Source organism: Tomitella gaofuii (assembly GCF_014126825.1).
Lineage (GTDB): Bacteria > Actinomycetota > Actinomycetes > Mycobacteriales > Mycobacteriaceae > Tomitella > Tomitella gaofuii.
On the sequence record NZ_CP059900.1, the window covers coordinates 1,970,811 to 1,992,313 of the forward strand.

A 21,503-nucleotide genomic window follows, 5' to 3' on the forward strand; every position below is an offset into this window, starting at 1 on the left:
CCGATGGCGGACGGCCGTCATCGGCAGCGGTCGGCGATGCCTGCGAGGACGGTCCGGTCCCCGACGGTGATCGGCAGGGAGTACCGGGCCGCGACGGCGAGGTACTTCGCCGCGTAAAAGCACCGGTAGGCGGCTGCGTCCGGTATCCAGTCCTGCGGCGTGGAGTCGCTCTTGCGCATGTTCGCCGGTCCGTCCACGGCGAGCAGCTCGAAGTCCGTGTCATTGGCGAACCGCTTGCGCTTGGCCGGCGTCCACGCGTGGGCGCCGAGGTCCCATGCGGCGGCGAGCGGGATCACGTGGTCGATCTGCACCTCGCCCGCGTGGGACTTGCGGAATGTGATGCGTCGCCCGGTGTAGGGGTCGTCGAGCAGCCCCGCGACCACGACGCAGCGGTCGGTGCCGGGCCGGAACCGCACGCCGGTCATCGCTCGGGCGAGCACGTCGTTGCGGGTGTCGCAGCCGTTGTGGGACAGCGGGGCGCTGGTCGCGTCCGTCCACGCCGCACCGAACGCGCACCCCTCGCCGGGGCCGCAGCCGCGCTCATACCCGGGGATGTCCGGGCGTTCGGGGATCACCCGCACCCGGTCGAGGAGGGACCGGATCCGTTCTGTCGAGGGGCTGCCCGGCGCCGGCCGGTCGGCCATCGGCGTGAACGCCGCGCAACGGTGCGCCAGGAGCACCGCCGCGATCAATGCGATCAGCCCCGCCGTCCGAGTCAGGACTTCCGCCCACCCCGGGCGGCGCGGCCCGGCGCGTGGTGTTTCGCCGACCTGCTGCCGTGCGTTCCCCCGTGGCATCGTCCCCCCGCGACGTCGTCCCCTCGTACATGATGTCCGAGCCTCGGATCATCCGCTCCCCGGCGACCGATTCTGCCTTCGGGACACTCAGCCCGCCAGGCGCAGCGGATTCTCGAGGGCCCCGGCGACGGTGGCCAGGAACCGTCCGGCCAGCTCCCCGTCGATGATCCGGTGATCGAAGGACAACCCGAGCGTGACGACGTCGCGGACGGCGAGCGCGTCGTCGCACACCCACGGCCTGCGCGCGACGGCGCCGAGCGACAGGATGGCCGACTCGCCGGGGTTGATCACGGCGTTGCCGGCTTCGAGCCCGAACACGCCGATGTTGGTGATCGTGAAAGTCCCTCCGCGCAGGCGGGCCGGAGGGGTGCGCCCGGCCCGTGCCTCGGTGACGAGTTCGTCGAGCGAGGCCGCGAGCCCGGCCAGCCCCAGGGAGTCGGCGGCGGGGATGTGCGGGACGGTCAGGCCGTGCGGTCCGGCGACGGCGATCCCGAGGTTCACGTGGGGATGCTCGACGATCGCCTCGCCGGCCTCGTCCCAGGACGCGTTGACGAGCGGGTGCCGGGCGAGTGCGACGAGTACAGCCTTGGCGACGAGCGTCAGGGGGGTGGGCCGCACGCCGCGGAAGTCGGCGGCATAACCGCCGGTGCCGGTGTCGGGGTCGGTGTCGGTGCTGCCGGCGGTGACGCGCAGCCGTCGCAGCAGGTCCATCGCGGTGGTGACGTCGACCGTGCGGAATCCGGACGCGTGCGGGATCGAGCGTGCGCTCGCGGTGACCGCCTCTGCCGTGGCCCGGCGGAACGCGTCCGCCGGGGTGCGGCGGACGTCTTCGTCCCCGCCGGCGTCCCTCCCGCCGGCGTCCCTCCCGTCAGCGTGAACTGCGACGTCGTCCTCGGTGATGACCCCGTCGTCGCGGGCGGGTCGGACGGCGGTGAGGTCGACGCCGAGCGTACGGGCGGCCTTGCGGGCGGATGGCTTCGCGCGGGGGCCGTCCTCACGGCCGGTCCGGAATGCCGTGGCCGGGGTTGCGTGAGAACGACGGCGCCACCCGGTGCGGCCCGGCCGGTGCGGCAAGGGGCCGGATCCGACGAGCGTGGGTGGCGCAGGCTCGACGGCGGCGGGGGCCTCTGCTGCGCCGGGGCTTTCAGTGGCAGGGGCGTCTTCCTCGCCGGGGCTCGCGGCACCGTGGCCTTCAGTGGCAGGGGGCGCGGTGGTGCCGGTGCCGGTGTCGATCGAGACGAGTGGTTCGCCGACGACGACGGTGGCACCGGGCTCGGCGTGGAGTGCGACGACGGTCCCCGCGATCGGCGCGGGCAGCTCCACCACCGCCTTGGCCGTTTCCACCTCGCACACCTGTTGGTCGAGCTCCACGGTGTCGCCGACGGCCACCGACCACGACAGCAACTCGGCCTCGGTGAGCCCCTCACCGAGGTCCGGCAGGAGGAAATCCATGGGCGCGCTCATTGCGCCAGCACCTGGTCGAGGGCGTCGAGGATGCGGTCGACGCCCGGGACGTAGTGCGATTCCGCGCGGGCCGCAGGATACGGGGTGTGGAATCCGCCGACACGTGTCACAGGCGCCTCCAGCCGGTAGAAGCAACGCTCGGTGATCCGCGCGGCGATCTCCGCCCCGAGCCCCATGAACACGGGCGCCTCGTGCGCCACCACCAGGCGTCCCGTGCGCCGCACCGACGCCTCGATCGTGTCGAAATCTATGGGCGAGAGGGAGCGCAGGTCGATGATCTCCACGCCGCACTCGGGGGCTGCGGTCTCCGCGGCCTCGACGGCCGTGCTCACGAGGGCGCCGTACGTGACTATGGTCGCCGCGGCGTCGCCGTTCCCGAGATCCGTCAGGCGTGCGCCGCCGAGCGGTTCGGGGGGAGGGGTGCTGAAATCCACCGGCGCCTTCTCCCAGTACCGCCGCTTGGGTTCGAAGACGATGACCGGGTCGGGTGCGGCGATCGCCTGGCGGGTCATCCAGTAGCCGTCCGACGGGGTGGCGGGGCTGACGACCCGGATCCCTGCGGTGTGGGCGAAGTAGGCCTCCGGGGACTCCGAGTGGTGTTCCACCGCGCCGATCCCGCCGCCGAACGGGATGCGGATCGTGAGCGGCATCCGCACCAGGCCGCGGGTGCGGTTGTGGATCTTCGCCACCTGCGTGACGATCTGATCGAAGGCGGGGTAGACGAAACCGTCGAATTGGATCTCGCACACCGGCCGCTTGCCGCGCAGCGCCATCCCGAAGGCGGTGCCGATGATGCCGGACTCGGCGAGCGGCGTGTCGATCACCCGCCGTTCGCCGAAGTCCTTCTGCAGGCCGTCGGTGACGCGGAACACGCCGCCGAGCCGGCCCAGGTCCTCGCCCATGATCACGACCCGCTCGTCGTCCTCGAGCGCACGGCGCAGCCCTGCTCCGATGGCGGGCGCCAGGGCCATGCGTGTGACGGCTCCGTCGGCCTCAGATGCGGCGTCGCGAATCTTCGCGGTGGTCATCGCGGGACCTCCTTGCCGGTGGACGGGCCGGCGGGGCCGGCCGGGGTGGCCGCCCCGCCGAGGGACGCGAGGTAGTCGGCGTAGGCGCGGCGCTCCTCGTCGATCAGCGGATGCGGCGCGGCGTAGACGTGCTCGAAGATCCCCGCCGCATCGGGTTCCGGGAGTTCCGCACACGCCGTGCGGTAACGCTGCGCGGCGTCGTCGGCGGCGTTGCGCACCTCGTCCGCATCCGCATCGGTGAGCAGTCCGGAGTCCGCGAGGAACCGGCGCATGCGCTCGACCGGGTCGCGGGCACGCCACGCCTCCAGCTCTGCGGCGGACCGGTACCGCGTGGGGTCGTCGTTGGTGGTGTGCGGGCCGAGCCGGTAGGTGACCGCTTCGACGAAGTACGGCCCGCCGCCCGCACGCACGTGTGCGGTGGCCGTGCGGGTGGCGGCGAGGACGGCGAGCACGTCGTTGCCGTCGACGCGCAGTGAGGGGATGCCGAAACCGTGTGCGCGTTGTGCGGGTTGCACGGCGGTCTGCTGTGCGACGGGGACGCTGATCGCGAACTGGTTGTTGGTGCAGAAGAACACCACCGGCGCCGTGGTCGTGGCGGCGAAGTTGAGTGCCTCGTTCAGGTCGCCCTGGCTCGTCGCGCCGTCGCCGAAGAATGCGATCGCCCGGTCCTGGGAGCCGTCGAGCGCGGCGGCCATCGCGTACCCGGCGGCGTGCAACCCGTGCGCGCCCACGATGATCGCCGGGTTGGTGATCCCGTACTCGTCGGGGTCCCACCCGCCCAGGGCGCTGCCGCGCCACATGGGGAGCACCTGCTCCGGAGGGACGCCCCGCAGTGCGGCCATGAGCGCCTCGCGGTAGCTGATGAAAAGGTGGTCGTGGCGTTCCGCCGCCCGTGCGGCGCCCACGAGCACGGCCTCCTGGCCGGCGATCGGCGCCCACAGCGCGAGCGCGCCTTGGCGGGCCATTGCGAGGCACTGCTCGTCGATGCGGCGCAGCACCGCCAAGTCGCGGTAGAGCCCCAGCAACGCGTGGTGGTCGTCGAGGATGTCGTCGAGCCGGTCCCGCAGGGCGGGGGCGGTGGCGCTCCCGGCGTCCGGTTCCAGCACGCCCGACGTGGGCAAGGGGCCGGAGAGATCGGCGCGTTCGGCGGTCATAGTCGCCTCCTCGTGCCCGTCCGGAGGTCTTCCGGGGCGGGAGACTGCCTCCTGGTGACCCGCGCCGCGTCGGGCCGCGCCCGCCCCTGTCGGGGCCGGCACGCGGTGCCTCCGCAGTCGGCGCCGCCGCCCGGTGGGGCCGGGCACCGTGCGCGCGTCCTCCCTCCAGCATGCCCCGTTTTGCGCTCGGCGCACACCGATTCGCCGATGTGGCCCGATCCCGGTGTTTTCGGGTACGGCCGGACGGGAAGAGTCCTACGATGAGATCCAGCTCACCGATCGTCGGCGATCACTCCGGAGTCCGCAGGCGGTGCGGTCTTCGCCGGACTGCCGCCGAACCGCCGCTGAACCGCCGCTGTTTCGTTCGCTGGAAAGGCGCATCATGAGCATGTTCTGCATTCGTTCTCGCGGAAACGCCGTCCGGTCCGCAGGCGCGGCCGTCGGGCTGTGTGCCGCCGTGGCCCTCACGCTGGCAGGCTGCGGCAGCTCCGGCGGCTCCGGCGCCGCCACCACCGACACCTCGCCGCCCACCGCGGCGGTGCAGCAGACGACGGGCGCGGGGGCCGCGGATGCGAGCGGCCTGACACAGCAGGAGAAGAGCGCCATCACCTCGGCGTATGAGACGTTCTTCTCCGGCAAGTCGGACGCGCAGACCAAGCTGGGAGTGATCGAGGATCCCGACCGCTTCGCGAAGACGATCAACGCCCAGTCCTCTTCGGGGCTGGCCGAATCGACGTCGGTCACCGTGAGCGAGATGAGCCTTGTCAGCCCAGGCCGCGCGTCGGTGGTCTACACGATCCTCATGGACGACAAGCCCGTGCTGCCGGACCAGACCGGGTACGCGGTGAAGGTCGACGGCAAGTGGAAGGTGTCCGCGTCCTCGTTCTGCGGGTTGCTCACCCTGGAGAACGGCGGCACGCCCCCGGCGGAGTGCGCGGCGCAGGGCGGTGCCCCCGCCGCGACGAGCGCCCCGGCCGCTCCGACGAGCTGACCTGAGGGGGCCGGCATTGTCCACGGGCGCCGCGGCGGCCGGCGCGACGCGGCCGCAACGTGTTGCGCTGGGCACGGTGTGCGCTGTCCTGTTCCTGACGTTCATCGACACGACGATCGTCTCCGTGGCACTCGGCGACGTGCAGTCCGATCTGCATGCCGGGGTCATCTCACTGCAGTGGGTGGTCAACGCCTACACGCTGGTGTTCGCCAGCCTCATGCTCACGGCGGGGACATTGGGCGACAGGCTCGGGCGCAAGCGGGTCATGGTCGCGGGGATGGTCGTGTTCTGCATCGGTTCGCTGATCGCCGCGACGGCTCCCACCGTGACGCTGCTCATCGTCGGCCGCGCGGTGATGGGGATCGGCGCGGCCGGGTCCGAGCCGGGGACGCTGTCGGTGATCCGCCATGTGTTCCCCGAGGAGCACGCGCGGGCGAAGGCCATCGGCGTGTGGGCCGCGGTGTCGGGGGTGGCGCTCGCGCTCGGGCCGGTGGTGGGCGGAGTCCTGGTCGGCGCGTTCTCGTGGCGTGCCATCTTCTGGTTCAACGTGATCCTGGGCGTCGCCCTGGTGGTGGCGGCGGTCCTGTGGGTTCCGGACAGCCGGGACCGTCAGCAGGGTCGGGTCGACCTGCCCGGCTTCCTGCTCGGTTCGACGTTCCTCGCGTGCGTCATCTACGCGGGAATCGCGGGCCAGGAGGTCGGCTACTTCGCCGGCAACGTGTTGACGCTCTTCGCCGTGGGCGCGGTGGCGCTGGCAGGGTTCATCGTCGTCGAGCTGCGCGCGGACAACCCGATGTTCGATTTCCGCTACCTGCGGATACCCATCGTGGGCAGTGCGTTGACGGTGGCGTTCACCATCTACTTCGGCATCTTCTCGATCTTCTTTTTCACCGCGCTGTACCTGCAGGAGGTGGTCGGATACTCGGCGTGGCGCACAGCGGCGGTGTTCGCGCCGATGGCGGTCGCGATCGTTCTCGGCTCCCTGCTCGCCGGCGTGTGGGTGTCGCGATCGATGCCGAGCATCCCGATGATCGTCGGCTGTGTTCTGGCCGGCGGAGGGATTCTCCTAACCCGCCCGCTGCTGCACCAGGACGCCGATTTCACGGTGCTGGCGTTGTCGTTGATGGTGGCCGGCGTCGGCTTCGGTATCGCCGTGGTGCCGTTGACCTCCGCGGTGCTCTCGGGCGTCCCGGGCGAGCACTCCGGGATGGCGGCGGCGGCGACCAACACGATGCGTCAAGTGGGCGCGGTGATCGGGGTGGCGGCGCTCGGCGGGCTCGTGAACGCCAACCTCACTAGCGGGCTCAAATCGAGGCTGCGCGAGCTGGGCATCCCACCCACCTTCGACTCGATCATCATCAACGGGATCGAGACCGGCAAGGTGCCGCAGGGGGCCGGCAGCGGCGACTACGAGCAGACCTACGGATCGATCGTGGTCAAGGTGATCCAGGCCACCTACGAAGCCTTCCATGCCGGCCTGGACACCGCGCTGCTCGTGTCCGGTCTGTTGATCTTCCTGGCCGCGCTCGTCGTGCTCGCCGGGATGTTCCGTCAGCGTGCGCGCGGGGGAGCGCGGCTGTGATCGGCCTTTCCGGCCGGCGCCGGGGTGCTACTTGTGACCGAGGTGACGTGCGTCGAACGGCCTGTCGCTAGTATGTTGCCGGGTCGCGGGGCCGCCCGGGACACGACCGACGATGAAGCGAGCACATCGGCGGTCCGGCCGGGTCGGGGCCGGTGCCGTGCGCGGAAGGACGATCAATGGCCGGGGGTCGGCACCAGGCTGCCAACAACTCAGGGGGTGTGCTGCGGTACGCCGCGCTGGCGGTGATCGCCATCGTGGTGGTCGTCGCCGGCATCGTCGTGTTCCAGGTCGTACGCGGCAGTGGCTGCTCTTCGACGACGGCCGTGGCCGTGGACGTCGACCCGGCGCTGGCGCCGGCGGTGCAGCAGGCCGTCGCCGCGGTGCCCGCGGAGGACCGCGGTTGCTCGGACTTCCAGGTGAGGGCGCGCGGTTCCGCCACCACGATGAATGCGCTTCTGCACGGGATCGACGTCCCGCAGCTGTGGATTCCGGAGTCCACCCGCTGGGTCACCAAGGTCAATCAGGCGGCGGATATGCCCGTCGACATCGGCACCCCGTCCGTGGCCACGTCCCCGGTCGTGGTCGCGGCCGCGGCGGGCGCGGTCCCCGCCGCCCGCACCTGGACCGATGTGCTGCGCACCCCGGGGATCAGGCTGGGCAATCCTCAGGCCAGCGCCGTGGCGGAGGCGCCCATCCTCGCGTCCGCGGCCGAGCAACAGGCCGCGGGCACCGATCAGGCGGCGGCCGAGCAGGCCATGGTCGCCGCGGCGCAGGCGCAGAGCATGCAGCTGAGCGCCGACGCGCAGACTGTGTCCGACGGGGCCGCCGAGCCGGAGGACATCCTCGGCTCCGGCGAGGGGCCGGCGGTGGTGACCGAGCAGCAGGTCGTGCAGCTCGGCGGCGGATACCAGGCGACGGTCCCGGACGCCGGCACTGTGATGATGGACTACCCGCTGGTGGTGACGGCGCGCGGTGAAGCGAAGGCCGACGCGGCCGAGCGGGCGGCGGACCTCGCCGCGGTGCTCGCCTCCGACGCCGGCCGGGAGGCGTTCACCGCCACGGGCTTCCGCGTGGACGGTGCGCCGCTGCCGGGCGGTGCGGGCGTCGGCGGCGTGCCGGTGCTCACGATTCCGGATCCCGCCGCGGCGGAAGCCGCGCTGAAGAAGTGGAACGTGCTCGCAGTGCCGGTGCGCAGCCTCGTCCTGTTCGACGTCTCCGGGTCGATGTCCTACGTCGCGGACCAGGAGAACAGCCGCATGCAGCTCACGCAGAAGGCGGCGCGCATCGGTGAGAGCCTCTTCCCGGACAACACGCAGCTCGGGGTGTGGGCGTTCTCGCTCAACCTGGACGGGCCGCAGCGCGACTACAAAGAGCTCGTGCCCATCAAGAGGCTGGATGCGCAGACCGGCGCCGGTACTACTCAGCGCGAGGCGGTGAGCGCGGCGGTGGACGAGCTGGGCGGCCTCGTCGGTGGGGGCACCGGACTCTACGACACGATCAGCGCCGCATACCGCCAGGTCCAGTCCACCTATGATCCCAATGCGGTCAACTCGGTCATCGTGCTCACCGACGGCGAGAACGAGGACCCGGTGAGCCTGACGAAGGAGCAGCTTCTGCAGCAGCTGCACCAGGAGGCGGATCCGGCGCGCCCCGTGCTCATCATCACGATCGGCATCACGGAGGACGCGGACGCGGAGGTGCTCCAGGAGATCTCCGCCGCCACCGGCGGATCGAGCTACCTCGCACGCGACCCGGCGGACATCCCGCAGGTGTTCGCGCAGGCGATCGCACAGCGCGGAAAGTGACGCCCGTACCGCCTGCGGCCGTTCCGCGCGGGCTGCACGCGCGGTGGGAGGAGGGCGCGGGGCTGCTGGTGTGGAGCGCCGAGCAGGGGCGCGTGCGGTTCCTCGCGCGCGCACTGGGGCGCCGATCGCCGCGCCACAGTGTGCGGATGCCGTGGCAGGAGGAGTCTGGGTCCGGCTACGAGGCTCTCGGATTCGCGCCCGCGGCCGCGGCGGACTTCCTCACCGCGCTGGGGACGGATTCCGCTGCGGTGCGCCCCGAGGAGACAGGTGAGGACCTGGCATATCTGGCCGCGGTGGTGGCCGGCATCGACCGGTGGGCGGCCGCGGGCCAGGTGGTCCCGGACCTGCGGCGTGTCGACGAGGAATGGTGGCCCCGATGGGCGCTGGAGTGGAGTGCGGGACAGCGGGCCTGGCGCGCGCAGTGGGCCGCCGCCATGCCGCCGTCCGTGCGCGGCTCTGGCGCCGAACCGGCCTCGGCGTTCGACGACTTCACCGCGGCGATGACGGACGCGGTGGTACGTCGGCGCCTCGAGAGCCGGGGCGGGCGTCCGGCTCCGGCGGCGCACCCGCTGCTGGCGGCTCTCGTGGCGGGCGACCCGGTGGCCGAACACGGGGCCGCCGCGGCCGGCCGGCTCGCAGCTTGGCACGAGGGGGCGCGTTCCGGCGGGTTGCAGCTGGTACTGCGGCTGCTCGAACCCGTGGACGCCGCCGACGTCGCGGGCGACCACGGCACAGAGGGCCCTGCCACCGGCCCGTCGGCATTCGGCGATGGGCAGGGCGCAGCGCCCCAGGCCGACGGAGGCGACCTGTGGCGCCTCCAGGTCTGTGTGCGCAGCGAGGATCGGGCCCCGGTGCCCCTGTCGTTGACGCAGGCGGACCGCGATTCGGTGCGGGTGTGCATCGGCGCATTGGAGGAGGCGATGCGCGTATACCCGTTGCTGCGCGAGCTTCCCCGAGACCGGGATTCGCTGGACATGCTCATGCCGGAGGCCGCCGTCTCGGATCTGGTGCAGCACGGAGCGCAGGCGCTGTCCGCCGCGTCGATCACGGTGCTGCTCCCGCGGGCATGGCGGGTGGTGGAGCCCACGGTGCGTGTGCGGGTGTCGTCGCCGGACGTGCCCGCAGCGCCCGGCGAGGCACGGACCGGCCTGGACCACCTGGTCGAGTTCGACATGGAGGTGGCGCTGGGAGACACGGTGCTGCGGCCCGGCGAGCTCGACGAACTGGCACGCCGGAACTCCGACCTGGTCAAGCTGCGCGGCGAATGGGTGCGCGCGGACGGCGCGGCCCTGCGGGACGCCGCGCGCTACCTTTCCGCCCGGCGGGCGGATCCCGCGACGCTCGCCGCGCTGCTGCGCACGCTGGCGACGGACCCGCCGCCGGTGCCGCTCGGCGCGGTCTCCGCGACCGGGTGGGTCAAGGCTCTCTTCGGCGAGGAGTCCGCGGCGGACCGGGCGGTGCCGGCGCCGGCCGGCCTGGCGGCGCGGCTGCGCGACTATCAGCTGCGCGGACTGTCGTGGATGTCGTACATGGCCGACCTGGGACTGGGGGCGATGCTCGCCGACGACATGGGGCTCGGCAAGACCGTCCAGGTGCTGGCGCTGGAAGTGCGCGCGCGGGAGCGCGGAGCGCGCCGCCCCACCCTGGTGGTCTGCCCGATGTCCGTGGTCGGCAACTGGGAACGCGAGGCGGCGCGATTCGCGCCCGGTCTGCGGGTGCACGTGCACCACGGGACCGCGCGCCCGCGCGGCGACGAGCTTGCCGCCCGCGTCGCCGCGTCGGACCTGGTGCTCACCACCTATGCGCTGCTCGCGCGGGACGTCGAGGAACTGCGCGCGTTGCGGTTCGAGCGGGTGGTGCTCGACGAGGCCCAGCACATCAAGAACGAGCGCACCGCGCAGGCGCGGGCCGCGCGCAAGATCCAGGCCCGCCACCGGCTGGCGTTGACGGGCACGCCCGTCGAGAACCGGCTGTCCGAGCTGCGGGCGATCCTCGACTTCGTCAACCCCGGCATGCTGGGAAGCGCGGCCAAGTTCCGCGCCGCGTTCACGGTGCCGATCGAGACCGAGCGCGACCCGCACGCGCTCGACCGGTTGCGCGCGGTGACGGCGCCGTTCGTGCTCCGACGGGTCAAAACGGACCGGGCCGTCGTCGCCGACCTGCCCGACAAGCAGGAGATGACGGTACGCGTGAACCTGACGGCGGAGCAGGCGACGCTCTACCGGGCGGTGCTCGACGACCTCGAGGAGAAGCTGGACGGCGCGAAGGGGATGGCGCGCCGCGGCGCGGTGCTCACGGCGCTGCTGCACCTCAAACAGGTGTGCAACCACCCCGCGCACTATCTGGGCGACGGATCCGCCCTGATGCGGCGCGGCCGGCATCGCAGCGGCAAGCTGGCCCTCGTGGAGGACGTGGTGGGTGATGTGCTGGCGGACGGCGAGAAGATCCTCCTCTTCACGCAGTTCCGCGAGTTCGCCACGATGGTGGGCCCGTGGCTCGCCGGCCGCTTCGGCCTCGGGGAGGTGCCGGTGCTGCACGGCGGCGTCGCGCGCGGCGCGCGGGAGGCCATGATCGCCGCGTTCCAGTCCGACGGCGGCCCGCAGGTGATGGTGCTCTCGCTCAAGGCGGGCGGCACCGGGCTCAACCTCACGGCGGCCAACCACGTGGTGCATCTGGACAGGTGGTGGAACCCGGCGGTGGAGGACCAGGCCACCGACAGGGCGTTCCGCATCGGGCAGACCCGTGACGTGCAGGTGCGCAAGCTGGTGGCGGTGGGGACGCTGGAGGAGCGGATCGACGAGCTCCTGGCGGGCAAGAGCGAGCTGGCCCAGCTGAGCGTGCGCGGCGGCGAGTCGTGGGTCACCGAGCTCGACGACAAGGCCCTGCACATCCTGGTGGCACTGGGCGAGGAGGCGCAGGGGGAATGAGCCCACGTCGCATACCGCCGCGCGGACCGGGTCTGGTGCTGCGCTCCGCCGGCGGCACGGGGTGGGGCGGACGCCTCGCCCGCACGGTCGAGCGGATCGTCGACGCCGACGTCCTGCGCCGTGGCCGGACGGTGGCGCGCTCAGGCCAGGTGCTTTCGCTGCAGGTCACGCCGGGCGCCGTGCGCGGGGTGGTGCAGGGTTCGCAGCCGGACCCGTTCGAGACGGTGTGCGCCGTACGGGAGCTGGACGGCTACGACCGTGCGGAGATCGTCGCACAAGTGCGTGCGGAGCCGGGAATCCTCACTGCGCTGGCCTCGGGGGAGGTGACGGAGTCGCTGGCGGAGCGGCTGCTGCCGGCGGATTCCGCGGACCTCGACTTCGACTGCAGCTGCCCGGACTACAGCTGGCCGTGCAAACACGGTGCGGCGCTGCTGCTGCTGACCGCGCAAGAGGTGGGGGTGCGTCCGCTGCAGATCCTCGCCTGGCGCGGGCTGACGGTGGACTCGCTGGTGGAAGCCGTCGCCGCGGCGACGGACGAGGAGCCGACCACCGCGGCTGCCGCCGGCGACGACCCGTTCGCGGTGCGCGGAACGCTGCCGCCGATGCCCGGGCCTGACGCGGGCGCGGGGCCGGCCGTCGACCGGCTGGACACGGCGCGCCTGCGTGCCGCTCTGCGTTTGTGGGGGGCGGACACGTCCTGCGCAGAACGGGACCTGCGCGCCCTGTATCAGAGGTTCATGGCCGACTGAGGAGCGGCAGGGAGCTCCGGGGTGCTGTGCGCGTGTCGGGACGGCCGTTCCAGTATGCGGGACCCTGCCTGCCGGTTCGGCGTGCGGCTATGGTCACAATGGCAGGAGCGGATGCGGGCGAAGCGCCCGGATCCCGGCACTCGGCTTCGGGAACCCGGCAGCGTGAGGCCCTTCGACGAGGCCCGGAACGGGACGACGAGGACGCGAGGTGGCATTGATGCAGGCAGGGCAGGATACAAGCGCAGGCGGGAACCCTGTGCGCGAGAACGGCGGTCCGGAGACCGGGCGTGCGGGCGCCGGTGCGGTGGACCTGGGCGACGGAGTGTGGCAGCTCGCTGTCCCGTTCCCCAATCCGCTCAAGGACACGCTGGTCTATGCGATGGAGTCGCCCGGCGGACTGATCCTGGTCGACGCCGGCTGGGACGGCGACCAGTCGTGGGCGGGGCTCACCTCGGCCGTCGAAGCGACCGGCTACGCCATGTCCGACATCGAAGGGGTCGTACTCACCCACTTCCACCCGGATCACACGGGCCTGTGCGGACGGGTGCGAGAGGCCTCGGGTGCGTGGATCGCGATGCACGACAGCGACTTCCACACATTCGATCTGATGACCGGCAGCCGCGACGCGGCCTGGCTGGACGAGCAGACGGCCAACCTGCGCGCGGCGGGCGCATCGGAGGCGGATCTCGATGCGTTCCGGGAGGGATCCGAGACCGCGCCGCCCACCACGCGCGCGTCCCGGCCGGACCGATTGCTGGCGGACGACGAGAAGATCCCGCTGGTGGGCAGGTCGCTGCGCACCGTGTGGACCCCCGGCCACACTCCCGGGCACGTGTGCTTCGCCCTCGACTCCGCCGGCATGGTGTTCACCGGCGACCACGTCCTGCAGAAGACGACGCCGCACGTGGGCAACTTCGTCTTCCCGCTCGAGGAGCGCGACGCGCTGGACGAGTTCATGCGATCGCAGCGCAGGATCGCCGCGATGGGGATCACCCGCGCGTACGGTGCGCACGGGACGCCGATCGCCGACCTGGCCGGCCGTTCCGCGCAGCTCCTCGCACATCACGAGGAACGGCTGGACGACCTGTGCCGCGACCTCGAGGACGGTGCGCTGACGTTGTGGCAGATCGCCGCGCGGATGCAGTGGTACCGGCCCTGGGATGAACTTCCCGTGATGGGCAAGCAGATGGCGCTGTCCGAGGCCGCAGCGCACCTGAGGTACCTGGTCGGCAAGGGCCGCGTCGTGCGGCTGCCGGAATCCGACCCGGCCCGGTTCGGCAACGCCGGCCGCGGGTAGACCGCGTCGCCTAGACCGCTCGGCGGTCCCGGGCGGGAGCCGCCGCGGCGGCGTCCTCGTCGACCGCGGGCATCGCACCTCCGAGGACCTTCGGGGGCGGCGGCCCGCGGCTGCGGTTTCGTCCGGTACGGGCGGGATGGGGCGCGGTGGGCGTGGCGCGACGGCCTCGCCGGGCCCCGCGAGCGCCGGGTGCCGGCGGAGTACGAGGGGGATCGCGGCGTTCCAGATTCCGCAGAACGCCACGATCGCCGCCGACGCGGCGAACACCGCGCCGACCGTGTCGGTGAGGTAGTGGGCGCCCGCGATGACGCGGGCGAACATCACCAGCAGCACCAGCAGCACGCCCGCGGTGGCGATGGTGTCGCGCCGATCGGTGCGCCGGGCCAGGAAGAACGCGGCGAAGACAAGGGACACGGCGAGCGCGGTGTGGCCGCTGGGGTACGAGGGGCCGTCGGCCGCGTCGAACGGCGGACGCGGGCGGTCGAACACGTACTTGAGCACCATCACGCACGCCCACCCGACGCCGACGGTGAGGACGGTGGCCAGCGCCGCGAGCCGTCGGCCTCGCAGGACGAGTGCGGCGGCCCAGACGCAGAGCACCGCCAGGCCCGTCACGGACGAGAATCCGACGGTGACGATCGACACCGCAGCGTGGACCCACCCCGAGTCCAGCGCATGCAACCCGGCCGAGACGGCGTCGTCGCGTGCGGAGAGCGCGTCGGCCGCCGTGACGACCACCCCGAGAACGAGCGAGGCGGCGAGCAGGGCCAGGGAGACCGCCGGCCACGCGCGGATCTTCGGCAGGGAGCAGATGCTGCGGGTATCTACTGGCACACGACGATTCTGCACGTTCCCGCGCGTCGGCGTCGGCGGCGGAGCCCGGGGGCGCACCGCGCACCGGGGCAAGAGTCGAAAAAAGGCCGGGGGACGTGGTCTGTCCCTCCGGCCGATCGCGGTGGCAGGCCTTGTGCACGCTGTGGTGCGCACGACCGTCAGAGTGCCCCCGGCAGGATTCGAACCTGCGCACCCGCCTCCGGAGGGCGGTGCTCTATCCCCTGAGCTACGGGGGCGCGCCCGCGAAAAGTCAGGCGTGCCGTTCGGCAGAAACGACACTAGCGCATTGCCTGCCGGATCCGAAAACCGGCGGGCCGACGGGGCGCCCTGCGGCCCGGCCGCGCCCGGCGCGGGAGGCACTGCGATGCGGAGCGGTGGCGGATGCGGCGCCGCGGCGGCCAGGCAATAGGATGGGCGTCTGTGACTCCCGCCGATCTCGCAGAACTCGTCCGCGCCACCACGCTGAAGGTCCTCGCCGCCGCCGGCCTGGACGTGTCCTTCGTCCCTGCGACCCTGTCGGTGGAGCGTCCCCGCAATCCGGAACACGGCGACTACGCCAGCAACATCGCCATGCAGATCGCCAAGAAGGTCGGCCGCCCGCCGCGTGCGCTGGCCGAGTCGATCGTCGCGGAACTCGCCGCCGCGGACGGGATTGCAGCGGCCGAGATCGCCGGCCCCGGGTTCATCAACATCCGGTTGGGGGCAGCCGCGCAGGGCGCGATCGTGGAGAGAGTGCTCGAGCAGCAGGCCGGCTACGGTACGGGCCGCGCGCTGGCGGGCAGCCGGATCAATCTGGAGTTCGTCTCGGCCAACCCCACCGGTCCGATCCACCTCGGCGGCACCCGATGGGCCGCGGTGGGCGACGCCCTCGGGCGCGTCCTCACAGCCCAGGGGGCCGAGGTCACCCGCGAGTACTACTTCAACGATCACGGTGCGCAGATCGACCGGTTCACCGATTCGCTCGTCGCGGCGGCCACCGGCGCGCCGACGCCCGAGAACGGCTACGCGGGGCAGTACATCTCCCAGATCGCCGGCGACGTGCTCGAGCGCCGCCCCGACGCGCTGTCGTTGCCGGAGGCCGAACGGGCCGAGGTGTTCCGCGCTGTCGGCGTCGAGCTGATGTTCGCGCATATCAAGCGCACCCTGTCGGAGTTCGGCACGGAGTTCGACGTCTACTTCCATGAGAACTCGCTGTTCGATTCGGGCGCCGTGGACCGCTCGGTCGAAGAGCTCAAGGAGTCCGGGAACCTCTACGAGGCGGACGGCGCGTGGTGGCTGCGCAGCAGCGACTACGGGGACGACAAGGACCGCGTCGTCATCAAAAGCGACGGTCATGCGGCCTACATCGCCGGTGACATCGCGTACTTGCAGGACAAGCGGGCCCGCGGGTTCGACCTGTGCATCTACATGCTCGGTGCCGACCATCACGGATACGTCGGCCGGCTCAAGGCGGTGGCCGCGGCGTTCGGCGATGACCCGGCCACGGTGGAGGTGCTGATCGGCCAGATGGTCAACCTCGTCCGTGACGGCGCCGCGGTGAAGATGAGCAAGCGTGCGGGCACGGTGATCACGCTCGACGACCTCGTCGATGCCATCGGCGTCGACGCGGCCCGCTATGCGCTCATCCGCTCGTCCGTCGACCAGTCCATCGACATCGACCTGGAACTGTGGGCGAGCAGCAGCAGCGAGAATCCGGTCTACTACGTGCAGTATGCGCACGCGCGCCTGTGTTCGTTGGCGCGCAATGCGGCCGACCTCGGCGTCACCGCCGACAGTGCGCGGCCGGGCCTGCTCGACCATCCCCGCGAGGGTGACCTCATCCGCACGATCGGCGAGTTCCCGCGCGTCGTCGCCACCGCGGCGGAGCTGCGTGAGCCCCACCGTGTGGCGCGCTACCTCGAGGAGCTGGCCGGCACGTATCACCGCTTCTACGACTCGTGCCGGGTTCTGCCGCGCGGAGACGAGGAGGCCACGGACGTGCACGCGGCCCGGCTGGCGCTGTGCGACGCGGCCCGGCAGGTGGTGGCCAACGGGCTCGGACTGCTCGGCGTGACGGCCCCGGAGAAGATGTGAACGCGCACCCGGCCGGAGAGGGACACGTGGAACCAGCGCATGCGGACGGGTTGCCCGAACGCCCCGCGAGCCCGGAGGAGACCGGGCGGATTCCGGAGAAGGTGTGGCCGCGCGGCTGCGCGCGTGGCGAGGACGGCGAGGTCCGGCTGGCGGGGGCCCCGGTGACGGGGCTCGCGGCCGAGTTCGGCACCCCGCTGTTCGTCGTCGACGAGGACGACTTCCGGGGCCGCTGCCGGGAGATGGCCGCTGCGTTCGGCGGCGCTGCGAACGTGCACTACGCGTCGAAGGCGTTTCTGTCTGCGGAGATCGCGCGATGGGTGGCCGATGAGGGCCTGTCGCTGGACGTCGCTTCCGGCGGCGAGCTGGCCGTGGCCCTGCACGGCGGTTTTCCGGCGGGCCGCATCGCCATGCACGGCAACAACAAGTCCGTGCAGGAGCTCACGGCGGCGGTCGAGGCCGGCGTGGGGCATGTCGTCGTCGATTCGATGCAGGAGATCGCACGGCTCGACGACGTGGCGGCGCAGGCGGGCGTGGTGCAGGACGTCCTGGTGCGCGTGACCGTGGGCGTGGAGGCGCATACCCACGAGTTCATCGCCACCGCCCACGAGGATCAGAAGTTCGGTTTCTCGCTGTCCTCGGGGGACGTGATGGCCGCCGTGCGCGCGGTGTTCGCGTCGGGAAACCTCCGCCTGGTGGGGCTGCACAGCCACATCGGTTCGCAGATCTTCGAGATCGACGGTTTCGAACTCGCCGCGCACCGGGTGATCGGGCTGCTCGGCAGGATCGTCGAGGAGTTCGGTGTGGAGCGCACCCGCGGGCTCGACACCGTCGACCTGGGCGGAGGCCTGGGCATCGCGTACACGCCTGCCGAGGATCCGCCGCCGGTGGCCGAGCTCGCCGCCAAGCTGACGGGGATCGTCGCGTCGGAGGCCGTAGCGGCGGGCGTCCCCGCCCCCCGTCTCACCGTCGAGCCGGGCCGGGCGATCGCGGGGCCGGGTACGGTTACGCTGTACGAGGTCGGCACGGTCAAACCGGTCACGGTTGGATCCGGTGCGCAACGCCGTTACATCAGCGTCGACGGCGGCATGAGCGACAACATCCGCACCGCCCTGTACGACGCCGAGTACGACGTGCGCCTCGTCTCGCGTGCTTCGACGGCCGAGCCCGCCGTCTCCCGCGTCGTGGGCAAGCACTGCGAGTCCGGGGACATCGTGGTGCGCAACGCGTGGCTGCCGGACGACCTCGCACCCGGCGACCTGCTCGGCGTCGCGGCGACGGGCGCTTACTGTTATTCGATGTCCAGCCGGTACAACTTGATCACCCGCCCCGCGGTGGTGGCTGTACGCGGTGGTGCGGCGCGGCTGATCCTGCGCCGGGAAACCGTGGACGACCTGCTCAGCTTGGAGGTGTAACTGATGGCCCACCGGGAAATCGGCGTGGCGGTACTCGGTCTCGGCAATGTCGGCGGCGAGGTCGTGCGCATCCTGCGCTCCGCGTCGGCGGACTTCGAGGCGCGGGTCGGCGCGCCTCTGGTGCTGCGCGGCATCGCCGTGCGCAGCATCGGGTCCGGCCGCGGCGTGCCGGAGGACCTGCTCACCACCGACGCGCAGGCGCTTGTCGAACGCGACGACGTCGACATCGTCGTCGAGGTGATCGGCGGCATCGAACCGGTGCGCACCCTCATCCTCACCGCGTTGCAGTCCGGAAAATCGGTGGTCACCGCGAACAAGGCGCTGCTGGCCGACTACACGGGCGAACTCGCGTCGGCGGCCAAGGACGCGGACGTCGACCTGTACTTCGAGGCGGCCGTCGCCGGCGCGATCCCGGTCGTGCGGCCGTTGATGCAGTCGCTCGCCGGGGACCGCGTCGACCGTGTCGTCGGCATCGTCAACGGCACGACCAACTACATCCTGTCGGCGATGGACGCCACGGGCGCCGACTACTCCGATTCGCTGGCGGACGCGAGCCGCCTGGGATACGCGGAGGCCGACCCCACGGCCGACGTGGAGGGCTACGACGCGGCCGCCAAGGCGGCGATCCTGGCGTCCCTCGCCTTCCACACCCGGGTCACCGCGGCCGACGTGTACCGCGAGGGGATCTCCGCCATCACCGCCGCTGACCTGGCCTCCGCCCGTGCGGTGGGATGCACCGTGAAGCTGCTCGCCATGTGCGAACGGGTCCCCGGGCGCCCCGACGTCGCGGACGGCGAGGACTGGGTGTCCGCCCGGGTGTATCCCGCACTCGTGCCGTTGACGCACCCGCTGGCCAACGTGGACGGGGCGTTCAACGCCGTCGTCGTCGAGGCGGAAGCGGCCGGCAGGCTCATGTTCTACGGGCAAGGGGCCGGCGGCGGGCCCACCGCCTCCTCGGTGCTGGGCGATCTCGTCAGCGCCGCGCGCAACAAGGTGCACGGCGGCAAGGGCCCGGACGAGTCCACGTACGCCGGGCTCCGGATCGGCCCGATGGGGGATACGCCCACCCGCTACCACGTGTTCATGGAGGTCACCGACCGGGTCGGCGTGCTCTCCGCGGTGGCGGCGGAGTTCTCCAAGCACGATGTGAGCATCTCGGTGGTGCGGCAGGAGGACACCGAGGTGGGTGCGTCGCTCGTGGTCGTCACCCACATGGCTCTCGAGTCCGCGCTGCGTGACACCGTGGCCGCGCTGGAGAACCTGGAGTATGTCAACGCTGTCACGAGCGTGCTGAGAATGGAAGGCACCGGAGAATGAGCACCCAGCACACCCCCGTACACCGCGCCTGGCCGGGTCTGATCGCGGCCTACCGGGACCGTCTGGCCATCGGGGAGGAATGGGACCCGGTCACCCTGTTCGAGGGCGGAACGCCGCTCGTGCCCGCACCGCACCTGTCGGAGGCCACCGGATGCCGCGCGTACCTCAAGGTCGAGGGGCTCAATCCCACCGGGTCGTTCAAGGACCGTGGGATGACGATGGCCGTCACCGACGCGCGCGCCCGGGGACAGCGTGCGGTGCTGTGCGCGTCCACCGGCAACACCTCGGCGTCGGCCGCCGCATACGCCACCCGCGCGGGGATGACCTGCGCGGTGCTGGTGCCGTCCGGGAAGATCGCGATGGGCAAGCTTGCGCAGGCGGTCATGCACGGCGCCAAGATCATCCAGGTGGACGGAAACTTCGACGACTGCCTCGAACTGGCACGCAAGACCACCACCGAGTTCCCGAGCATCGGTCTGGTCAACTCGGTGAACCCGGTGCGCATCGAAGGGCAGAAGACCGCCGCCTTCGAGATCTGCGACGTGCTGGGCGACGCGCCGGACATCCACGCGCTGCCGGTGGGCAATGCCGGCAACATCACCGCGTACTGGCGCGGCTACAGCGAATACCATGCCGACGGCGTCACGGGAAAGCGCCCGCGGATGCTGGGAGTGCAGGCCGCCGGTGCCGCGCCGCTGGTGTCGGGTGCGCCGGTGAAGAACCCGGAGACCATCGCCACCGCCATCCGTATCGGTGCACCGGCCTCATGGAACGGCGCGGTGTCGGCCAAGGAAGAGTCCGGCGGGCAGTTCCGTGCGGCCACCGACGAGGAGATCCTGGCCGCGTACCGCTTCATCGCGGGCCGCGAGGGCGTGTTCGTCGAGCCCGCGTCCGCGGCGAGCGTCGCCGGAGTGCTGGCGGCCGCGGAGGACGGTTGGCTCGAACCCGGGCAGACCCTGGTGTGCACGGTGACCGGCAACGGGCTCAAGGATCCCGACACTGCCCTGCTGGGCATGCCCGAGGTCAAGCCGATCGGCGTCGATCCCGTCGCGGTGGCCGCCGCGCTGGACCTGGCCTGATGGTGCGGACCGCGCAGACGATCGAGGGACGTGCGATGACCGAGGTTCTCCCGGAGGGGGTGCGGGCACGGGTGCAGGTGCCCGCGTCCAGCGCCAACCTCGGACCGGGGTTCGATTCGCTGGGACTCGCGCTGGGCATCCACGACCTCATCGACGTCTCCACCACCGGCTCCGGTCTCGATGTGGACGTTGCGGGCGAGGGGGCGGGCGAGGTGTCGCTGAGCTCCTCGCATCTTGTCGTGCGGGCGGTCGAGCGCGGGCTCGACGCGGCCGGCGTCTGGGCGACCGGACTCCGCGTGGCGTGCCGCAACGCGATCCCCCATTCACGGGGCCTGGGTTCGTCGGCCGCCGCGGTCGTCGGCGGGCTCGTGGCCGCCAACGAACTCGTCACGGAATCATTTCCGGAGCACCGGCTGACGGACGATCAGCTTCTGCAATTGGCGTCCGATTTCGAGGGGCATCCGGACAACGCTGCGGCATGCATATTCGGCGGCGCCACGGTGTCGTGGTCGGACCATTGCGGCCCGGACCGCCGGTATTCGACCGCGCCGCTGGCGGTGCACCCCGATATCCGCGCGCACGTGTTCGTACCCACGGCGCGGTCGTCGACGTCCGCGGCGCGGGGCCTGCTTCCGGAACAAGTGCCGCACACGGCTGCGGCCTTCAACGCGGGGCGGTCCGCGCTCATGGTGGTGGCGCTGACGCAGCGTCCGGACCTGCTGTTGGAGGGCACGGAGGATCTCCTGCACCAGCCGTACCGGGCCAAGGCGATGCCCGAATCGGCGCGGCTGGTGTCGGCCCTGCGTGAACGCGGGATCGCCGCGGCGATCTCCGGGGCCGGCCCCACGGTGCTGGCGCTGAGCACTGCGGATCCGGGTGCGGCCGAGCAGGAGACTGCGCGGGCTCTCGGAATGACGATGCGGTCCGTCGGCGTCGCACGGGGGGCCGGCCGCCTCTGACGGCGCCGGATGCCGCTGCGGCCCCGCACCCCGTG

15 protein-coding genes, 1 tRNA gene and 1 pseudogene are annotated in these 21,503 nt (G+C 71.9%); 11 read left to right on the forward strand and 6 right to left on the reverse strand.

The window, feature by feature from the left end; genetic code table 11:
* Positions 1-17: 17 nt before the first annotated feature.
* The 4 genes from H4F70_RS09235 to H4F70_RS09250 all read right to left on the reverse strand — a co-directional run bounded on the left by H4F70_RS09235 (position 18) and on the right by H4F70_RS09250 (position 4,410).
* Positions 18-797, reverse strand: a complete 780-nt coding sequence (locus H4F70_RS09235; RefSeq protein ID WP_235681437.1) for an HNH endonuclease family protein — start codon at positions 795-797, stop codon at positions 18-20.
* An 87-nt stretch (positions 798-884) separates the two neighbouring features.
* Complete coding sequence (locus H4F70_RS09240; RefSeq protein ID WP_182359923.1) at positions 885-2,261, reverse strand: dihydrolipoamide acetyltransferase family protein; 1,377 nt, start codon at positions 2,259-2,261, stop codon at positions 885-887.
* Positions 2,258-3,232, reverse strand: coding sequence for an alpha-ketoacid dehydrogenase subunit beta (locus H4F70_RS09245; RefSeq protein WP_220471818.1), 975 nt, complete (start codon positions 3,230-3,232; stop codon positions 2,258-2,260). The genes H4F70_RS09240 and H4F70_RS09245 overlap by 4 nt, the downstream gene beginning before the upstream one ends.
* A 53-nt stretch (positions 3,233-3,285) precedes the next feature.
* A complete protein-coding gene (locus tag H4F70_RS09250) occupies positions 3,286-4,410 on the reverse strand; it encodes a thiamine pyrophosphate-dependent enzyme (protein ID WP_372497581.1) in 1,125 nt (374 codons plus the stop codon).
* A gap of 490 nt (positions 4,411-4,900) precedes the next feature.
* On the opposite strand from H4F70_RS09250, the gene H4F70_RS09255 reads away from it, so the two are divergent.
* From H4F70_RS09255 to H4F70_RS09280, 6 genes are all read left to right on the forward strand, one after another.
* On the forward strand, positions 4,901-5,434 hold the full coding sequence (locus H4F70_RS09255) for an MTB12 C-terminal domain-containing protein (RefSeq protein ID WP_182359926.1): 534 nt from the start codon (positions 4,901-4,903) through the stop codon (positions 5,432-5,434).
* A gap of 16 nt (positions 5,435-5,450) precedes the next feature.
* Positions 5,451-7,016: an MFS transporter gene (locus H4F70_RS09260; RefSeq protein WP_235681438.1), complete on the forward strand. Its 1,566-nt coding sequence runs from the start codon at positions 5,451-5,453 to the stop codon at positions 7,014-7,016.
* A 176-nt stretch (positions 7,017-7,192) separates the two neighbouring features.
* Positions 7,193-8,821: a substrate-binding domain-containing protein gene (locus H4F70_RS09265; RefSeq protein WP_182359927.1), complete on the forward strand. Its 1,629-nt coding sequence runs from the start codon at positions 7,193-7,195 to the stop codon at positions 8,819-8,821.
* Positions 8,818-11,748 (forward strand): DEAD/DEAH box helicase, encoded by a 2,931-nt coding sequence (locus H4F70_RS09270; RefSeq protein WP_182359928.1) that lies wholly within the window; start codon positions 8,818-8,820, stop codon positions 11,746-11,748. Before H4F70_RS09265 ends, H4F70_RS09270 begins: the two co-directional genes overlap by 4 nt.
* Positions 11,745-12,497 (forward strand): SWIM zinc finger family protein, encoded by a 753-nt coding sequence (locus H4F70_RS09275; RefSeq protein WP_182359929.1) that lies wholly within the window; start codon positions 11,745-11,747, stop codon positions 12,495-12,497. Before H4F70_RS09270 ends, H4F70_RS09275 begins: the two co-directional genes overlap by 4 nt.
* 208 nt (positions 12,498-12,705) lie before the next feature.
* Positions 12,706-13,794, forward strand: a complete 1,089-nt coding sequence (locus H4F70_RS09280) for an MBL fold metallo-hydrolase (protein WP_235681439.1) — start codon at positions 12,706-12,708, stop codon at positions 13,792-13,794.
* 246 nt (positions 13,795-14,040) lie between these two features.
* Here the strand turns inward: H4F70_RS09280 and H4F70_RS21145 are convergent.
* Positions 14,041-14,781 (reverse strand): annotated as a pseudogene (locus H4F70_RS21145) (phosphatase PAP2 family protein); the annotation flags it as partial.
* An 11-nt stretch (positions 14,782-14,792) separates the two neighbouring features.
* Positions 14,793-14,864 (reverse strand) — tRNA-Arg (locus tag H4F70_RS09290).
* 184 nt (positions 14,865-15,048) lie between these two features.
* On the opposite strand from H4F70_RS09290, the gene argS reads away from it, so the two are divergent.
* The 5 genes from argS to thrB are packed head-to-tail and all read left to right on the forward strand — an operon-like array spanning position 15,049 to position 21,468.
* Positions 15,049-16,701 carry an arginine--tRNA ligase gene (gene argS, locus H4F70_RS09295; RefSeq protein WP_182359930.1) on the forward strand — a complete coding sequence of 551 codons (1,653 nt, stop codon included), beginning with the start codon at positions 15,049-15,051 and terminating at the stop codon, positions 16,699-16,701.
* Entirely contained in the window at positions 16,698-18,113 is a 1,416-nt protein-coding gene (lysA, locus tag H4F70_RS09300) for a diaminopimelate decarboxylase (RefSeq protein WP_182359931.1), read from the forward strand. The genes argS and lysA overlap by 4 nt, the downstream gene beginning before the upstream one ends.
* A gap of 3 nt (positions 18,114-18,116) precedes the next feature.
* On the forward strand, positions 18,117-19,430 hold the full coding sequence (locus tag H4F70_RS09305) for a homoserine dehydrogenase (protein WP_182348109.1): 1,314 nt from the start codon (positions 18,117-18,119) through the stop codon (positions 19,428-19,430).
* Positions 19,427-20,509: a threonine synthase gene (thrC, locus tag H4F70_RS09310; protein ID WP_182359932.1), complete on the forward strand. Its 1,083-nt coding sequence runs from the start codon at positions 19,427-19,429 to the stop codon at positions 20,507-20,509. The genes H4F70_RS09305 and thrC overlap by 4 nt, the downstream gene beginning before the upstream one ends.
* A gap of 35 nt (positions 20,510-20,544) precedes the next feature.
* Positions 20,545-21,468, forward strand: a complete 924-nt coding sequence (thrB, locus tag H4F70_RS09315; RefSeq protein WP_182359933.1) for a homoserine kinase — start codon at positions 20,545-20,547, stop codon at positions 21,466-21,468.
* Positions 21,469-21,503: the final 35 nt, after the last annotated feature.